This window comes from Pseudomonas sp. WS 5051 (assembly GCF_012985715.1).
In the GTDB taxonomy this organism is placed as follows: domain Bacteria; phylum Pseudomonadota; class Gammaproteobacteria; order Pseudomonadales; family Pseudomonadaceae; genus Aquipseudomonas; species Aquipseudomonas bubulae.
Genome location: NZ_JAAQWV010000006.1, coordinates 169,910 through 186,721 on the forward strand (window position 1 = coordinate 169,910; position 16,812 = coordinate 186,721).

The following is a 16,812-nucleotide window of genomic DNA, read 5'->3' on the forward strand; positions in this document are numbered from 1 at the left end:
CCATAAGCCAAAGCTGCTTACTGTGCGCTCTACTGAACAGGAGCCACCCATGGCTTACCGCAATAAAGTCGCGCTGGTGTATCTGCTGGGATTTGCCCTGGATCTGGTGAATATGTTCGCAGCCTCGATCGCCTACCCGGATATCAGCCAGCAGCTGCATGCCTCGGTCACACAACTGGCGTGGATTGGCAATGCCTACATGCTTGGCCTGATCCTGGTCATTGTGCCCAGCGTATGGCTAACCCAACTGTTTGGTGAGAAACGCCTGATCGTGCTTTCACTGACATTATTCAGCGTGGCGTCGTTGTGTGTCGCCCAAGCGACCTCAATTGAAGCTCTGATCGGCTACCGCCTGCTGCAGGGGCTGGGGGGCGGGCTGTTGATTCCGGTCGGTCAGGCTATGGCCTATCGGCACTTCCCGATCCGCGACCGGGCCCGACTGACCTCAGTGATTTTGCTGGTGGCGCTGCTAGTGCCCGCACTGTCGCCAGCACTGGGCGGCTGGATGGTCGAAGCGCTCACTTGGCGCTGGGTGTTTTATGCCAATCTACCACTGACCTTGCTTACCCTGCTGCTGGCAGTCTGCTGGCTGCAACCCGACCCGCCTGCGCAGCCCGTATTGCCCATGACTTACAGGCGCATTCGAGCTGGCGCAGCCAATATGGGCCGCCTGTTCAAAAGCCCGTTGCTGCAAGTGGCAATGCTGACCTACCTGTTTATCCCCGGCATTTTCATCGGCACGCAACTGGTGAGTATCTTGTACCTGCACCAGCTGGGTTTTAGCGCCACGCAAACCGGCATGCTGATGCTGCCCTGGGCTCTGGCTTCAGCGCTGGGCATCACCCTGAGCCGCTACCAGTTCAACCGCCTTGGCCCCAAACCCTTGCTACTGCTGGGCATGAGCGCACAAGCCGCTGGTATTGCGTTACTGCCCCAAATCGATAGTTCCAGCATCGGCTTGCCCATGGCGCTGTACGCCGTGATGGGCTTTGGTGGCAGCCTGTGCAGCAGCAGCGCACAAAACACAGCCTTTATCGATATCGCACCCGAACACATGGGCCACGCCAGTGCACTGTGGAACCTCAACCGCCAATTGAGCTTCCTGCTCGGCCCGGCCTTGATGATGGCCCTGTTCGGTACATTGACCGCAATCACCTCGACGTCCCACGCCTTTGCCCTATGCTTTGCCATCGGGGGTGCATTGACGCTGGTGCCGCTGGTTCCCGTTCTACGCCTTGATACATCCCGCGTGCTGGCCTTGCTCGCACCCTGACCTGGAGATATTGATGAGTGACTATAAGCGCTACTTCGACCTGGTAAGCGAAACCCACGTCGAAATTGAAGGCTGGTTTTCCGGTCTGGAACCCGGCGTGCTGCCGGTATTGCTGGCGCGGTTTTCGCCGCAGTTTTCGATGATTGCCCCCAGCGGCACAGTGCTGGACGCCAACGGCGTAGAAACACTGTTTGAACAACTGCGCGGTGCGCGCCCGGGCCTGAACATCACCCTCAGCGAGTTCAAGGGCATTGCCCTGCATCCAGGTGGTGCAGTAGTCAGCTACCGCGAGCTGCAGGAAGAACACAACGGCAACCGCACCGACCGCCGCGCCACCGTGGTATTCGAGAAAGACGCCGACGGCAAGATTCTGTGGCGGCATTTGCACGAGACGTTTTGCGCGGCTTGAACCCCGGCCTCGCGCTTGTGGGAGCGGGCTTGCTCGCGATGCCGTCACTGCGGTGTTTCAGTTAAACCGCGTCGAGGCCATCGCGAGCAAGCCCGCTCCCGCATTAACTTTACTCGGCCTTGCCCTGATCCACGATCACCGTACAGGTCGTACCCGCTGCCAGCAGGAAGCCATCGGGGATCTCGTCAATATGGATCCGCACCGGTACCCGCTGGGCCAGACGCACCCAGTTGAACGTCGGGTTAACGTCAGCCACCAGCTCACGGCTTTCGGGGTTGTCGCGGTCGTATATACCCCGCGAGATGCTTTCAACGTGGCCCTTCAACACTTCACCGCTCATCATTTGCAGATCGGCTTTGTCGCCCACGCGGATATGCGGCAGTTTGGTTTCTTCAAAGAAGCCATAGACCCAGAACGAATCCTGGTCGATCACGGCCATTTTCGGATCACCCACCCGCGCATAGTCGCCGCGATGCACATTGAGGTTGGTCACGTAACCATCGACCGTGGCCAGGACCTTGGTGCGCTTGAGGTTGAGCTGCGCCGCGTCCAGCTGCGCCAGGGCGTGCTGATAGTCGGCCAGGGCCGAGTCGGCGATGTTGCTGGCGTCGTCACGGTTCTCGCGGGAAATCACCAGGCTGTCCATGTCAGCCCGACGATGGGCGTTGACCTTGCGCATTTCCCAGGTTGCCTTGCGGGAGGCCACCAGCGACTGGGCTTGCTTGACCATGATTTCGTAGTGCTCAGGGTCGATTTCCAGCAGCACGTCGCCCTTTTTCACCAACTGGTTGTCCTTGACCGGCACGCCGACCACATAGCCGTTGACGTCGGCCGCGACGTTGATGATATCGGCCCGCACCCGTCCATCACGGGTCCACGGGGTGTTCATGTAATGTTCCCACAGGGTTCGGCCGATCCATATCGCAAGGGCCAAAACCAGCAAGGTGGCAAGCAGGCTGAAGAACTTTTTCATCGGATCGGTCTCAACGGTAAACAGTGAGCGCCATGGCGCCAAAAAGACAAGCAAACAGGCTCAGGCGCAGCAGCGCCGGGTGCCAGAAGAAGCGGTACAGGTCATAGCCGGAAAACAGTCGGTCAAAGCCCCATGCCAACCCCGCCGCGATAAAAAACATCAGGGTCATGGTGGGCATGTAGACGCCGTGGAAGGCGATTTCACGAGGCATGTTCAAGTCCTTGCGGCTGGGCATAAGCGGCCAGCGGCGATTGCGGGTCAAGCAGTGATGTACGAATAAAATGCAGGTAGCTTTGCACCCGCACCAACGCCGAGGTATCGAAGTTGCGGGCAAAGGGTTCGTCGGTAGACTGCACGCGGCTGATGGCGTGGTCGACGGCAATCAGCGCGCGCTCCAGGTTGCTTTCGCTGGGAGCGATAAACAGCCGCACCAGCGCCCGGCCCATGACCCGAATGGCCTGGCGCCACGGCTGGGCCTCGGCATACGCCGGGTGAACCGGCAGGATCGCCTGTTCCTTGCGCAGTTCGATAATGGCGTGACCGACTTCCAGCACCACAAACATCCAGCGCAGCAATTGGCGTTGCACCTGCGGCTTGCCGGCGGCCAGGCCGTAAGCCTGATGCATCAGGTCACGGGTACGGCTTTCCAGGCTGGAGCTCAGACCACGTAACTTGCCACTGATGGCATACACCACCTGTTCACGCAGATCCTGCTCCAGACGGCTCCACAACCAGCGGCTGTTGGGCGGCAGGATAATCGCGCCGGCAGCCGCACAGACCAGCATGCCCATGACCATCGCGATGTAGTCGTTGATGAACTGGTACGGGTTGTAGATCGTCAGGTTGTCGGGGACCGAGCCGGTGCTGAAAAAGATCAGCAAGCCCAGGCCGACACCGGCGTAGTTGGCCCGCGACGTAAGGAACGAACCGAGCACGATCACCGGCGTCAACACCAGGCACAACAGCGGGAAACCGTCGATATGGGGCAGCACGAAAAACATTTCGACAAAGCCGATCAACGCCCCCAGGAAGGTCCCGCAGGCCATCTGAAAAGCCATGCGTTTGGGGTTGGGCGTGGCTGCCGACAAGCCCACTGTAGCGGCGGCGATCAGGGTCATCATGGCGCCGCTGGGCCAGGCGGTCATCACCCAGTAGGTGCCGAGCACGGCCAGAATAAACGCTGCCCGAATCCCGGAAGCGGCCGCCGACCACCAGTTGGTCTGCGAAATAAACGGTTGGTCCCAACGCTCCCGTTCGTGGGTGTGATCGGCCAGCGAGGCGTGGGTCAGCGCGTAGTTGTGCAGGTCGTCGACAAAGCGGAACAGCAGCTCGTAGGCGGTGTTGAAGTCGAGGAAGTCAGACGGGCTGGGTTCGCTTTGCAGAAACCTGACCCGCAACGCACGCACATGCCCTGGCAGGCTCGCCTTGAAGGCATCCAGTTGCTCGGCGAGCAAGGCCGCGTCTTTATCCGTCAACGAGCGACCGGCATAGGTGTCGAGCAACTGCGCCAGGATCTCCAGCTCCGGCTCGATGGCCGACACTACGTCCACCACACCACGGCTGCGCAAACGTGCAAGCAACTGGTGCAAGGCATTGAAGCGCGTAGTAATGGCCATGAACTCGCTGTTCAAACGACTCAGGCGGCCACTGCGACGACGCATATGCGGGTCTTCAAATACGGTCACGCTGCGCATGCCTTCGAGGCCCACGCTTTCACCGATAAAACGCACGTTGCTGGCCTCGTAGGCCTCCTGGGAGGACTGGCCACGCAGGCCTTCGGCAACAAAACCGGCAAATACGCCAAAGCGTTTGTACAGCGCGTCATGCATTGCTGCGCCAGCCGTTTTGGGCAGGATCGCAGCGCTGACCACGGTGGAGCAGAGAATGCCCAGCGAGATCTCCAGCACCCGCCACACCGCGGCCATAAAGGCGCCATCGGGGTGGGCCAGAGCAGGCAGGCCGACCATTGCAGCGGTGTAACCGGCCAGCACAAAACCATAAGCACGGAAGTTGCGGCAGCGAGCAGCACCGGCGGAGCAGATGCCCACCCAGATCGCCATCGCACCGAGAAACAGCACGGTGTTCTGCGCGAACAGGGCGATCAGCGCCACCATTACCGCCGAGCCGGTCAGGGTGCCCAAAAACCGGTAAAAGCTTTTGGCGAACACCTGGCCGCTTTGCGGCTGCATCACGATAAAGACAGTGATCATGGCGGTGCGCGGTTGCGGCAGCTCAAGGCGCATGGCCAGCCACAGGGTCAGAAAGGCGGCGACCAGCACTTTGAAAATATGCACCCAGGTCACGCCATCGCTGCGTGCCCAGTCAAAAAAGCCACGGCGCCATTCCAGGGAATACAGCCAGCGTACCGGGGCGGGCAAGTGGTTCATCTACAGGCTCTCAAAATTAGCCATCGAGGGGGATTGGTGGTCAGGTTCAGTGGTTGAACAGCGCCATGACGGCCGGCGGTTTGTCGGGCACATAGCGATCGTCCCTGGGCACATCGTTGCCAGCACCAAGGCCGCCACCCAGCGCCGTCACCAGCTCGGCGTGGGCGCTCAGGCGGGCGGCCTGGACCTGCTGCTGGATCTGCTGCTGCTTGAACAGCAGGGTTTGTGCATTGAGCACGTTGAGGTAGTCGGTCAGACCACGCTGGAACGCGACCACGGCGATGTCGTAGGTTTTTTGCGCGGCCTGCACCGACTCGGCGGCAAAGACCTGCTGTTTTTCCATCGACTCGCGCTTGATCAACTGATCGGAAATGCCCTTGAGCGCAGTCACCAGGGTCTGGTTGTACTTGGCCACGGCCATGTCATAGCCACCAGAGGCCACGCCCAGTTCCGAGCGCAAGCGACCGCCATCGAAGATCGGCAGGGAAATGGCCGGGCCAACGTTGTAGTTGAGCTTCTTGCCGGTCAGAAAACCCAGCGCGCTACCACCGGTGGCCATAAAGCCGATGCTGCCCACCAGGTCTACGTTGGGGTAGAAACCGGCGTGCGCCACATCGATGCCGCGGGCCTGGGCTGCCACTTCCCAGCGGCTGGCAACCACATCAGGACGCTGTCCCAGCAGTTCAGCAGGAAGGCTCGACGGCAGTTTCAGTGCAGTGGCCAGGGCGAGGGTTGGTCGCTTGAGGCGTGCACCCTCCCCCGGGCCCTTGCCGGCCAGCGCCGACAACTGGTTGCGGGTCAAGGCGATTTCTTCTTCCTGGGCGTCAATCTGGCGATGAATCTCGGGCAGCGGCGCCTGCGCCTGGCTGACTTCAAAATGGGTGCCGATACCGCCGTCCAGACGCTTTTGCGCCAGATCGAGAATCTGTTCTTGCTGGTGCAGGGTCGATTCGACGATATCGAGCTGGGCGTAGTGCAGCGACAGTTGGATATAGGCACGAATCACGTTGTTCTGCAGTTCGAGCTGGGCCTGACGACCTTCGGCCACACTCATGTGCGCCATGTCCACGGCCTGCTCTGTGGCATTGCTTTCGCGGCCCCACAAGTCCAGGGCAAAGCTGAAGCCCAGCGCGGCGTTGTTGTCCCAGGTTGTGGAGTTGTCCAATGCACCCGGGCCATAGAATTGGTCCGAGGGCCAGTTGTGCCGTTTGAGCGTCGAATCTGCGTTGATTTGCAGCGACTCGGCCGACTCGGCAACCCCGGCCATGGCCCGGGCCTGACGCACACGGGCTGCAGCCATTGCCATCGTTGGGCTACCCTGTACGGCAAGGCTGATCCACTCATCCAGTTGCGGGTCGCCATAAGCGTGCCACCATTGGGCTTTGGGCCAGTTCGCGTCTTTCGCGGCGCTTTGAATCGCCTCGTCGGTGGCCAGCGTATTGGCGGGAAGCATGCTGCCCTTGGGCGCGATGCCACCAAAACCAATGCAACCGTTTAATGCTAACGATAAAGCCAGAACACTGAGGGCTTTAAGCTCTCTGCTGATGCGACGCTGCACTGCTGCAAATTCCTGAAAAGGAGGGAGGATGAGGCTTGAGATAGAGAAGTCTATGACTTGGCAGGCACAACGATAAGCGGGCATAAATGTGAATCTTTATTACCGTTCTTGGGATAATCCGTTGGTCGAATGAAAAGCGGCCTGTAAAGCCTGAAACTTCATGTCACAATTTGTTGCTGTGTAATTGGTTGCTGTCCCCTATATCGCCCCTTGAGAGCACTTCATGGACACTTTGCAAAACATGCGCGCCTTCAGTTGTGTGGCCGAAGCCGGAAGTTTCACGGCCGCTGCCGCCATGCTGGACACCACCACTGCCAACGTCTCGCGCGCGGTCTCCAACCTTGAGGCCCACCTGCAAACACGCCTGCTTAACCGCACCACCCGCCGCATCGCCCTGACCGAAGCCGGCAAACGCTATTTACTGCGCTGCGAGCAAATCCTGGCCTACGTTGAAGAAGCCGAAGCCGAGGCCAGCGACGCCCACTCGCGCCCAGCCGGGCAATTGAAAGTGCACACCATGACCGGCATCGGCCAGCACTTCGTGATCGACGCCATTGCCCGCTACCGCAAGACCCACCCCGACGTGACCTTCGACCTGACCCTGGCCAACCGCGTGCCGGACCTGCTCAACGAGGGCTACGACGTGTCCATCGTGCTGGCCAGCGAGCTGCCGGACTCGGGTTTTGTGTCCCAGCGCCTGGGCATCACCTACAGCATCGTCTGTGCATCGCCCGGCTATGTGAAAGCCAATGGCACGGCAACCAAGCCCAGCGACCTGCTCAACCATTCCTGCCTGCGCCTGGTCAGCCCGGTGATTGCATTGGACAAATGGGTGTTTGAAGGCCCGGAAGGCCAGGAAATGGTGCTGATCAACTCTTCGCCGTTTCTGGTCAACTCGGCCGACGCGATGAAAACCGCGATCACCAGCGGCATGGGTGTCGGCGTGCTGCCGGTGTACGCCGCCATCGAAGGCCTGCGCAACGGCACGCTGGTGCGCATGCTGCCCAAGTACCGCTCCCAGGAACTGAACCTGTACGCCATCTACCCGTCGCGCCAGTACCTGGATGCCAAGATCAAGACCTGGGTCGAATACTTGAAAAGCTCGCTGCCGGAAATTCTGGCGGCGCATCAGACTGAACTGGCCACCTATAGCTGATTGCGATTTTGTGGGAGCGGGCTTGCTCGCGATTGCTACAACGCGGTGTATCTGCCACACCCCGACGATCCAATCGCGAGCAAGCCCGCTCCCACAGGTCAAGGATTGGCAGCGGGCGGGCGAGAATGTTAGCGTGCTTACATTCCCGACAGCCGATGAGTCTTGTTCAGATGAGCCTTTCCAGCCCCAAGAAAACCGTACTTGCCTTCAGCCGTGTCACCCCCGCGATGATCGAGCGCCTGCAACAGGATTTCAACGTCATCGCGCCCAACCCCAAGCTGGGCGATATCAACGCCCAATTCGAAGAGGCACTGCCCCACGCCCACGGTCTGATCGGCGTCGGCCGCAAACTGGGGCGCAAGCAGCTGGAACATGCCCGGCAGCTTGAGGTCGTCTCCAGCGTCTCGGTGGGTTACGACAACTACGATGTCGACTACTTCAACGAACGCGGCATCATGCTCACCAATACCCCGGACGTGCTGACCGAAAGCACCGCCGACCTGGGTTTTACCCTGATCATGAGCAGCGCCCGTCGGGTCGCCGAGCTTGACGCCTGGACCAAGGCCGGCCAATGGCAAGCCAGCGTGCCACCCGCCCTGTTCGGCAGCGATGTCTACGGCAAGACCCTGGGTATCGTCGGCATGGGCAATATCGGCGCAGCCGTTGCCCGTCGTGGCCGGCTGGGTTTCAACATGCCAATCCTGTACAGCGGCAACAGCCGCAAGACCGCTCTTGAGCAAGAGCTGGGCGCGCAATTTCGCAGCCTCGACCAGTTGCTGACCGAAGCGGACTTCGTCTGCCTGGTGGTGCCATTGAGCGAAAAAACCCGGCATCTGATCAGCCAGCGCGAACTCAAGCTGATGAAGCCGAGCGCTATTCTGGTGAATATCTCCCGTGGCCCGGTGGTCGACGAACCGGCACTGATCGAAGCCCTGCAAAACGGCACCATTCGCGGCGCTGGCCTGGATGTTTACGAGAAAGAACCGCTGAGCGAATCACCTTTGTTCGCGTTGAAAAACGCCGTGACCCTGCCCCATATCGGCTCGGCCACCCACGAAACCCGTGAGGCGATGGCCAACCGCGCCCTGGCCAACCTGCGCAGCGCCCTGCTGGGCGAACGCCCGCAAGACCTGGTCAACCCGCAGGTGTTCAAGGGCTGAGGCAAGGTCTGTTGTGGGAGCGAGCTTGCTCGCGATTGGATCGCCGAGGTGTGACTGATACACCGCGTCGCTGCCATCGCGAGCAAGCCCGCTCCCACAGGAGGTTACAGACTCACGCCAGCTTGGCGTTCAATGCCACCGGCTTGGGTTTGCGAAACACCAGCACGTTACCCAGCATCACCAGCACCAACCCGGCCAACGCCGGGGGGGTCCACTGGTAGCCTTCGGCAAAGGCCGACACATTCAGCGCCACCAGCGGGAACAACACCGTGCAATAGGCCGCGCGCTCCGGCCCCATGCGCCCGACCAGGGTCAGGTACGCGGTAAAGCCGATCACCGAGCCCGGTATCACCAGGTACAACAGCGAACCGATATAGCGCGTGTTCCATTCCATTTCGAACGGGATACCCCTTAGCGCGCAGTACACCGCCAGCATGCTGGCACCATACAGCATGCCCCAGGCATTGGTGGTCAGCGGCTTGAGCCCGGCTTTCTGTTGCAGGCTGGACAGCATGTTGCCCGCCGAAAAACACAGGGTGCCGATCAACGCCAGCCCCAGTCCGAGGGCAATATGCGGTGTGGCGGCATGCCCGCTCAATTCCGGCCAGAACAACAGGCCCAGCCCGAGCATGCCCAGGGCACCGCCGGCGATCACGTTGCGGGCGATTTTCTGCTTGAAGAAAATCCGCGCATTCAGCGCATTCCACAATGTGGCGGTAGAAAACACCACCGCGATCAGGCCTGTGGTCACCCACTGGCTGGCGGTCAAGAAACACATGAAGTTGACACAGAACAGGCACAACCCCTGGGCCAGGCAAATCAGATGCCCGCGCCTGTTCATCACCTGCAACTTGCGGCTGAGCAACAGCACGGCAAACAGCACCAACGCCGCCAGACCAAAGCGGTAAACGATGGACACCGGTATCGCCACCACCCCCAATTGCAATTTCAGGGCGATCCAGGTGGTGCCCCAGATCAAGACAGTCATTACATATAAAAACAGGTTCATGGCGCACTCCAGACAATGGCCTTCAGTCTGGGCCCGCTGCCTGGGCCGCACTTGCAGATTCTTGCGCTTTTGTGGGGTCGGGGCTGGCAGCCGCAGTGCGACGGAGTAGGATGCGAGCATGCCCGCATTCGATACCCTGCAAGTCTTCCAGTCCATGAACAGCTCGCCCAATGCCCGTCTGGTGCACAGTGCCGAGCTGGGTGAAGGCTTGGCCGCTGCTGTGTGGACCAACCACCACGATGCCCGTGAGTATGAAGCACCGACGCACCACACCTTGTCGTGCTATATCTCCGGCGGCACCGGTACTTTCAGACGCGAACAACCCGGCGCCAAGGGCTCACCGGGCAAGCTCTGCGTGCTGCCCGCCGATCATCAATCGGCGTGGGTGATCAATGGCGAAATACGCCTGGCCCATGTGTATGTCAGCCAGGAGCAATTAGCCCTGGGCTGCATCGCCCTGCTCGACCGCGAACCCCGGGAGATGCAATTGCGGGAACTGACCTTTCAGGATGACGAACAGCAAACCCGCCGCTTTCATCAACTGATCCAGACCAACTGGGACGAGCCCGCCGAACGCCTGCTCACCAGCAGCCTGGCCAGCGCCCTGCTCGACCATGCCGTACTGACCCAGGTGGGGCTGCGTGACGGGCTGCAACTCAAGGGCGGGCTGGCGGCCTATCAGCGCCGCCAACTGGTGGAATACATCGAGCACCGGCTGGCCGAACCGCTGAACATCGGCCAGTTGGCAGCGCAGTGCGCGCTATCGCCTTACCACTTTGCCCGCATGTTCCGCGAAAGCTTTGGCGTACCGCCCCATCAATACCTGCTGGCCCGCCGCCTGGCCCGCGCCCGCGACCTGCTGCGCAACAGCACACTGGCGTTGGGCCATGTTGCACTGGCCTGTGGCTTCGCCAGCGCCAGCCACTTCGCCAACCGCTTCAAGCAAAGCCTGGGCGGCACGCCGGGGGAGTTTCGGGCGGTGTTCAGGTAACCCTGGCGGCCTTAGAACTCCAGAGTGCTGGAAAATGTGAGTTGCCGCGCATCGCCAATCGAGACGAAGGTGCGGCTGGCCGCCGAGGTGTAGTAAGTGCGGTCGAAAAGGTTTTTGACGTTGACCTGGAATTTGACCTTTTGCCCCTCAACCTTGGTGTCGTAGGTAGCAAAGGCATCGGCCACGGTGTAACCCGGCAGATCGAAGTCGTTCAGGGCATCCCCCGCCCGTTCGCCCACATAGCGCGCGCCTGCGCCAACGCGTAGCTTGTCACCGCCCACGATGCTGCCAAAGTCATAGACCGCCGACAGCGAACCGCTGTTCTTGGCCACGTTCTGCAGACGCATGCCCTGGTAGGTGGTGTCTTTGGTCACCTCGGCATCGGTATAGGCATAGCTGCCGATCAGGCTCCACTGGTCCGTCAACTGGCCGCTGACGTCCAGTTCCAGGCCCCGGGAACGAACTTCACCCGCGGCCGAATATGCGGTGACATCGTCCACCGTGGAGGACACCAGCACATTGCGCTTTTTGATGTCGTACAAGGCCAGGGTGCCAGTGATACGGCCCGGGATATCCAGCTTGGCCCCCAGTTCCCAGGATTTTGACTGCTCCGGTGCGATGGAGGAGTCCAGTACCACGCCGCCCGTCAGCGGAGCGATCGAGGAGTTGGGCTTGAACGATTCGGTGTAGCTGCCATAGAACGACAGTTCATCGGTGTAGCGGTATACCAGCCCGGCCCGCGGGATCCATTTCACCCCGTTGGTATCGGTACTGGCCTTGAACGGAATGCTTTTGCCCGCCAGTTGGTCGTACTTCTGAAAGCGTGCGCCCGCCACCAGAATCCATTGGTCGGTGAGGTGGATCGAGTCCTGGGCAAACAACGAGTCGCTGCGCAGCAGGTCGGTCTGGTTGCTGTCGCTGGCGCTCACGGTGGTACCGGCGACTTCATTGCCATACACCGGGTTTTCGTAATTGAAGGTGGACTGGCTGTCCTGGCGGATCAGCTCGGCGCGATAGATTTTGCGGTATTCGTCGTCCACGCCAAACACCAGGTCATGCTGCATGCCAGCGGCCTGAACCTTGCCCTGCAAGCTGAAGGTGCTGAAACGGTCGGTGGTGATGGCGCCTTTGGTGCCGTCCATTTTTCGCGTCAGGGTGCCGTCGGAGTTGACCTTGGTAACCCGAACCTGGCTGGCGTCGTAGGTTTCGCGGTTCCAGCTGTAGCCGAAATGGGCTTTCCAGTCGTCGTTGAGGTCGTGATCGACTTCAAGGCGGTACAGGTCCGAGCGCCCTTCCATATTGTTGAACGGCTCGTCCAGGCGGCGCGTGGCCGGAATGTCCAGCGGATGGTTGGTCGCCGGATTGATGGCCGTGCCACGGTCGAAGGGGGTCAGGAACTCGCGGTGTTCGTACGCCAGCAGTACTTGGGTGTTGTCGCCATACCAGGCCAGCGACGGCGCGATCAGGGTTTCGCGATGCACCCCAAAATTGCGCCAGTAATCTTCATCTTCATGGTCGATGATCATCCGGTAGGCCAGCCCCGAGTCACCCAGCGGGCCGGTGCTGTCGAGGCTGCCACCGCCGCCGTTTTTACCCGAACCGTAGGTTGACCCACGCACCGTCACCGCGTTGTACTGCTCCAGCTGCGGCTTTTTGCTGACCACGTTGACGACACCACCCGGATCTTGAATCCCGTAGAGCAACGAGGCCGGCCCCTTGAGCACTTCGACCCGTTCGGTGGTAGCGTTCATCGCCCGGCCCTGCACCAGCGGCATACCGTCGCGCATGATCGAACCGTCACGGTTGTCACCAAAGCCGCGCTTCATCACCGAGTCCTGGGTACTGCCCAGCGTGTTGCCCTGGGTGATGCCGCTGACATTGTTCAGGGCATCATCCAGATTGCGCGGCGCCTGGTCGCGAATCACCTGGGCGGCAACCACATTGATGGTTTGCGGCACTTCCATGGATGAGCCCGTGCCGCGCATCACCGAAGTGGTGGCTGGTGGCTGGTAGCTGGTGTCGGTTGTGGCCAGCGAGGTAATGCTGGTGGCCCCCAGGTTCAGGGCGCCTGCGGTGGGCTGGGGTTCCAGGGCAAAAGTGTTGGCGTCGGTACGCCGCCCATTGAAGCCAGACTGCGCGAGCAACTGCTGCAAAGCCTGCCCGGCGCTCATGCGCCCCTTGATCGCCGGCGCTTGCAGGCCAAAGGGGGCTTCATCGGTGTAGACCACGCTCAGGCCAGTCAGCCGGGAAAAGTCGTTGAGCGCCTGGGGCAGAGGTTTCGCCGGCTGGTTGAAATCGAACAAGGCTTCGGCCTGCTGTTGCGGCGCCTCGGCAGCCATGGCCGCATAAAGCGGGTTTAGCGCCAACCCGGCCATCACGAATGCAGAAGCTCCCAACCACTGTTTCACCGAACTTGCCCTGGACTTCATGCTCATGACCTGTGTGTTGACCTGATACGGAATACGAATTTTTCGCATTTTCAAGCACTACACGGATGGCGCCGGGGTTTACCTCACCACGCAATGAAAAAAAATCCGCGATGACGCCACAGACCGCCTGTGGGAAAACGGTGGGAGCAAACCCGCTCCCACAGGGATATGTGGAGGACGCGTCAACGCAACACAATCAGCCCTAACACGCTGTGCTGCTCAAATCCGAGCACGCCCTGCAACGAATTGAGCACGGCTTGCGGGTCCTGGCTGGGGAAACTGCCGCTGATTTTCCTGGCACCCAACTGGCTGTTGAGCAACACAATCTGCCCCGGGTAATAACGCCTGAGATCGGCCACGACATCAGCCAGCGGGGTTTTGTAATAGCTCAACCAGCCCGAGCGCCAGCCCAGGCGGCTCTGGCTGTCAACGTGATGCACTGCATCGGTAACCCCAGCGTCGTAGGCAATTTGCTGATCGGCAGTAAGAATCTGCTGAGCCGAATCCTTGCCAGCCTTGACCCCTACCCGCCCGGACAACACCGTGACTTGCGCCCCGCCCGGTTGCAGGCGCACCTCAAATTCGGTGCCCAGGACCCGCGCTTCACCGCCGTCGGCATCTACCACAAAGGGCGCGCCGGTATGGGTGACGTGAAAGAAGGCCACGCCTCGGCGCAATTGCACATGGCGTTCACCACCACTGAAGTTCACCGCAATGGCGCTGTCGGCATCCAGCGTGACCTGCGTTTGATCGGCCAGCAGCACAGTGCGCACTTGCCCAGGCGCGCTCACATAGTCAGCGCCCAGATCGTCCACCCAGCGCGCCGGTTGCCAACCGGCAAATACACCGACCATCAGCAGCAGGCATGCAGCAATGGCCAACCCACCGGCCCAATGCCGCAGGCGACCGCGCCGGGATGTATCCATAGCCGACAGATAACGCTGAAGGGCCAGCGACTCTTCGTCAGCCAGGGTACTGGCCGCCACTTCACTCAGCTCCCACACCACCTGCGCCTGGGCATAGGCCTCGGCATGGGCAGGGTCAGCCTGCAGCCAGCGACTGAAGGTGGCCTGATCGCCACTGTCGGGCCGGTCGTGCAGCACACTGAGCCAGTCCAACGCGGCACGCTCTTGCTCGGCTGTCACGGCAACTCTCGAATGGCGGTTCACAATGCTGTCCCTGATGGCGGCTCACGCAGACTGGCCTTGCAGGCCTCCAGGGCACGCATCATGTGTTTTTCGACAGCACTTTGCGACACGCCCATGACCTTGGCGATCTCGGCATAGGTGCGACCGTGAATACGGTTGAGCAAAAAGATATGCCGCGTGCGCTCGGGCAGGCTGCGCAATGCCGCCTCGACCTGGCGCAAGTCATTTCCGGCTTCCAGAGCGGCCTGGGGCTCGCAGCTTCTGGCGTCCGGTTCAGGCTGCCAGTGATGGCTGACCCGCTCGCGCGTACCTTCGCTGCGCAAATGGTCGATGGCGATATTGCCCGCACAGCGCAACAGATAGGTGCTCAGCTCTTCAACCTGCACCAACGGCCGCCGCCAAAACCGCAAAAACAAATCCTGCACCAGATCCGCGGCCGTAGCCCGGCAGCCCACGCGGCGGCTCACCAGCGCTTCCATCTGCGGACGTTGGCTAAGAAACACCTGCAGGAAATGCGCTCGTCCCTGGCGCGGTTCGCTGGTAGGGCCATCCTTGAGTTCGGGTGGGGTCATGGAGATCGATGCGCAGGCAAAAGGAAAGCGATACTAATGATAAATATTCTCATATGCAAAAGCAGATGACGGGCTGCGCGACCGCCCTTGATAAGTGGTGATTGCTCAATGCATAAAGCCACCCCTACAATGCGAACAATTCTTGTTCTCTAAAGCGTTATTCAGCGCAGCCGGAGTGGTCGTTGTCGCAGTCAAACATCGTCGAGGTTCTGTATCAGGACCACCACAGCTGGCTCACGGGATGGTTACGGCGCAAGCTCGGCTGCCCGCAGAATGCCGCCGACCTGGCCCAGGACACTTTCATGCGGCTGCTGACCGCCCGCGAAACCCCGGCCCCTGGCGAACCCAGGGCGTTTTTGACCGTGGTCGCCAAGCGCGTGCTGTTTAATCACTATCGCCGCCAGGATCTGGAGCGCGCCTACCTGCAGGCCCTGGCTGACCTGCCCGAACAGGTTGCCCCCAGTGAAGAAGAACGCGCAATCATTCTGCAAACCCTGATGGAGCTCGATCAATTGCTCGACGGCCTGCCTTCCCCGGTCAAACGGGCCTTTTTACTGGCTCAGGTCGATGGCCTGGGCTACGCCGAAATCGGCGCTCAACTGGGTATCTCGATTGCCACGGTCAAACGTCATTTGAGCAAGGCAGCCCTGCGTTGCTACTTCGCCCTGTGAACGGTGCCTTCAATGCACCGCCCGACATCGGCACGGCGGTGGCCGAGCAAGCAGTCAGCTGGCTGGTCGAAATGCAGGGCGGTGCGCTCAGTCCCAGGCGCCAGCAGGCCTGGGAGCAATGGTTACACGCCCATCCTGAACACCAGCGGGCGTGGGAGCATATCCAGCGCATCAACCAGCGCTTGCGCGGTTTGTCGTCGCCACTGGCCCATGCGGCCCTGAACGCGCCCAAAAGCAGCAGCCGCCGTCAGGCATTGAAGCTGTTGCTGCTTTTAGGCGCAGGCTCGGCATTGACCTGGGGCCTGCGCGAGCAGTTGCCCGTCAACCCGCTGCTGGCAGATTTCAGCACGCCGGTAGGCCAGCGGCGCAACCTGCAGTTGCATGATGGCAGCCAGCTCCAGCTCAACACCGCCAGCGCGGTGGATGTGAAATTCGATGCCCAGCAACGAGTCATCCGCCTGCTCGAAGGCGAAATGCTGCTCACCGCCGCCCGGGATTCGCGGCCCTTGCAGGTGCTCACCGCCCACGGCAGCTTGCAGCCCCAGGGCGCCCGCCTGAATGTGCGCCAATTTGGCGAGCATACTGAAATCGCCGTATTCGATGGCCGGGTAGCGCTGATGCCAACAGCGCATACGGGTAGTGCATTGTGGGTTGAGCCGCACCAGCAACTGAGCTTCACCCGCCTGGCCTGGAACACCCCGCGCCCTCTGGATGCGGGGAGCGGTGCGTGGACCGACGGCATGCTGGTTGCTGCGCATATGCGTCTGGCGGATTTTCTCGCCGAACTGGGCCGCTATCGCCGGGGCCAGCTCAACTGCGACCCAAAAGTCGCCGACCTGCTGATCTCCGGCACCTACCCGGTGGACGACAGCGAACGCGTGCTGGACCTGCTTGCCGTCAGCTTGCCAGTGCGAATCAAGCGCTTTACCCGCTATTGGGTAACGGTTGAAGCGCGGGTGTAACGGCTCTGTGCAAACGGACGTGTTGTAGCAGCGAGCTTGTTGTGGGAGCGGGCTTGCTCGCGATGGCAACAACGCGGTCTGCCAGTCACACCACGGCGATCCAATCGCGAGCAA

At 60.9% G+C, this 16,812-nt stretch carries 15 protein-coding genes; 7 read left to right on the forward strand and 8 right to left on the reverse strand.

What is annotated here, in order from left to right; translation table 11 throughout:
* The first annotated feature begins 49 nt into the window (after window positions 1-49).
* Window positions 50-1,273 (forward strand): MFS transporter, encoded by a 1,224-nt coding sequence (locus tag HBN79_RS12040; protein WP_138738583.1) that lies wholly within the window; start codon window positions 50-52, stop codon window positions 1,271-1,273.
* Window positions 1,274-1,286: 13 nt separating this feature from the next.
* Window positions 1,287-1,682, forward strand: a complete 396-nt coding sequence (locus HBN79_RS12045; RefSeq protein WP_133144303.1) for a DUF4440 domain-containing protein — start codon at window positions 1,287-1,289, stop codon at window positions 1,680-1,682.
* Between the two features lie 109 nt (window positions 1,683-1,791).
* Here HBN79_RS12045 and HBN79_RS12050 read toward each other — a convergent pair whose 3' ends face one another.
* From HBN79_RS12050 to HBN79_RS12065, 4 genes are read right to left on the reverse strand one after another with little or no spacing between them, the layout of a single operon-like run.
* Entirely contained in the window at window positions 1,792-2,655 is an 864-nt protein-coding gene (locus HBN79_RS12050; protein WP_016781860.1) for an HlyD family secretion protein, read from the reverse strand.
* 10 nt (window positions 2,656-2,665) lie between these two features.
* The gene (locus HBN79_RS12055; RefSeq protein ID WP_016781859.1) at window positions 2,666-2,866 is read right to left on the reverse strand and encodes a DUF1656 domain-containing protein; all 201 of its coding nucleotides are present in this window, start codon (window positions 2,864-2,866) and stop codon (window positions 2,666-2,668) included.
* Window positions 2,856-5,042, reverse strand: a complete 2,187-nt coding sequence (locus tag HBN79_RS12060; protein ID WP_095001199.1) for an FUSC family protein — start codon at window positions 5,040-5,042, stop codon at window positions 2,856-2,858. Before HBN79_RS12060 ends, HBN79_RS12055 begins: the two co-directional genes overlap by 11 nt.
* Window positions 5,043-5,088: 46 nt before the next feature.
* Window positions 5,089-6,600 (reverse strand): efflux transporter outer membrane subunit, encoded by a 1,512-nt coding sequence (locus HBN79_RS12065; RefSeq protein WP_095018218.1) that lies wholly within the window; start codon window positions 6,598-6,600, stop codon window positions 5,089-5,091.
* Between the two features lie 223 nt (window positions 6,601-6,823).
* Here HBN79_RS12065 and HBN79_RS12070 point away from each other — a divergent pair, with 223 nt between their 5' ends.
* Window positions 6,824-7,756, forward strand: coding sequence for a LysR family transcriptional regulator (locus HBN79_RS12070; protein WP_095001197.1), 933 nt, complete (start codon window positions 6,824-6,826; stop codon window positions 7,754-7,756).
* A 170-nt stretch (window positions 7,757-7,926) separates the two neighbouring features.
* Window positions 7,927-8,916 (forward strand): D-glycerate dehydrogenase, encoded by a 990-nt coding sequence (locus tag HBN79_RS12075; RefSeq protein ID WP_169916749.1) that lies wholly within the window; start codon window positions 7,927-7,929, stop codon window positions 8,914-8,916.
* Between the two features lie 112 nt (window positions 8,917-9,028).
* On the opposite strand, the gene HBN79_RS12080 is transcribed toward HBN79_RS12075, so the two are convergent.
* Window positions 9,029-9,925, reverse strand: coding sequence for a DMT family transporter (locus HBN79_RS12080; protein WP_095018257.1), 897 nt, complete (start codon window positions 9,923-9,925; stop codon window positions 9,029-9,031).
* A 118-nt stretch (window positions 9,926-10,043) separates the two neighbouring features.
* Here HBN79_RS12080 and HBN79_RS12085 point away from each other — a divergent pair, with 118 nt between their 5' ends.
* Window positions 10,044-10,916, forward strand: coding sequence for a helix-turn-helix domain-containing protein (locus tag HBN79_RS12085; protein ID WP_130871995.1), 873 nt, complete (start codon window positions 10,044-10,046; stop codon window positions 10,914-10,916).
* A gap of 11 nt (window positions 10,917-10,927) precedes the next feature.
* Here HBN79_RS12085 and HBN79_RS12090 read toward each other — a convergent pair whose 3' ends face one another.
* The 3 genes from HBN79_RS12090 to HBN79_RS12100 form a co-directional block, all read right to left on the reverse strand.
* Window positions 10,928-13,345: a TonB-dependent receptor gene (locus HBN79_RS12090; protein WP_095001189.1), complete on the reverse strand. Its 2,418-nt coding sequence runs from the start codon at window positions 13,343-13,345 to the stop codon at window positions 10,928-10,930.
* Between the two features lie 182 nt (window positions 13,346-13,527).
* On the reverse strand, window positions 13,528-14,517 hold the full coding sequence (locus tag HBN79_RS12095) for a FecR family protein (RefSeq protein ID WP_095024915.1): 990 nt from the start codon (window positions 14,515-14,517) through the stop codon (window positions 13,528-13,530).
* Window positions 14,511-15,065: a sigma-70 family RNA polymerase sigma factor gene (locus HBN79_RS12100; protein WP_095018221.1), complete on the reverse strand. Its 555-nt coding sequence runs from the start codon at window positions 15,063-15,065 to the stop codon at window positions 14,511-14,513. The genes HBN79_RS12095 and HBN79_RS12100 overlap by 7 nt, the downstream gene beginning before the upstream one ends.
* A 182-nt stretch (window positions 15,066-15,247) precedes the next feature.
* Between HBN79_RS12100 and HBN79_RS12105 the strand changes: the two genes are divergently transcribed.
* Together HBN79_RS12105 and HBN79_RS12110 are read left to right on the forward strand one after the other, a co-directional pair.
* Window positions 15,248-15,736, forward strand: coding sequence for a sigma-70 family RNA polymerase sigma factor (locus tag HBN79_RS12105; protein WP_095020536.1), 489 nt, complete (start codon window positions 15,248-15,250; stop codon window positions 15,734-15,736).
* Window positions 15,733-16,698, forward strand: coding sequence for a FecR family protein (locus HBN79_RS12110; protein WP_169916775.1), 966 nt, complete (start codon window positions 15,733-15,735; stop codon window positions 16,696-16,698). Before HBN79_RS12105 ends, HBN79_RS12110 begins: the two co-directional genes overlap by 4 nt.
* Window positions 16,699-16,812 lie beyond the last annotated feature (114 nt).

Bases quoted from the DNA above. Each gene is read 5' to 3' on its own strand.
- HBN79_RS12040 (WP_138738583.1), top strand. From the start codon at position 50: ATGGCTTACCGCAATAAAGTCGCGCTGGTGTATCTGCTGGGATTTGCC.
- HBN79_RS12045 (WP_133144303.1), top strand. From the start codon at position 1,287: ATGAGTGACTATAAGCGCTACTTCGACCTGGTAAGCGAAACCCACGTC.
- HBN79_RS12050 (WP_016781860.1), bottom strand. From the start codon at position 2,655: ATGAAAAAGTTCTTCAGCCTGCTTGCCACCTTGCTGGTTTTGGCCCTT.
- HBN79_RS12055 (WP_016781859.1), bottom strand. From the start codon at position 2,866: ATGCCTCGTGAAATCGCCTTCCACGGCGTCTACATGCCCACCATGACC.
- HBN79_RS12060 (WP_095001199.1), bottom strand. From the start codon at position 5,042: ATGAACCACTTGCCCGCCCCGGTACGCTGGCTGTATTCCCTGGAATGG.
- HBN79_RS12070 (WP_095001197.1), top strand. From the start codon at position 6,824: ATGGACACTTTGCAAAACATGCGCGCCTTCAGTTGTGTGGCCGAAGCC.
- HBN79_RS12075 (WP_169916749.1), top strand. From the start codon at position 7,927: ATGAGCCTTTCCAGCCCCAAGAAAACCGTACTTGCCTTCAGCCGTGTC.
- HBN79_RS12080 (WP_095018257.1), bottom strand. From the start codon at position 9,925: ATGAACCTGTTTTTATATGTAATGACTGTCTTGATCTGGGGCACCACC.
- HBN79_RS12085 (WP_130871995.1), top strand. From the start codon at position 10,044: ATGCCCGCATTCGATACCCTGCAAGTCTTCCAGTCCATGAACAGCTCG.
- HBN79_RS12090 (WP_095001189.1), bottom strand. From the start codon at position 13,345: ATGAAGTCCAGGGCAAGTTCGGTGAAACAGTGGTTGGGAGCTTCTGCA.
- HBN79_RS12100 (WP_095018221.1), bottom strand. From the start codon at position 15,065: ATGACCCCACCCGAACTCAAGGATGGCCCTACCAGCGAACCGCGCCAG.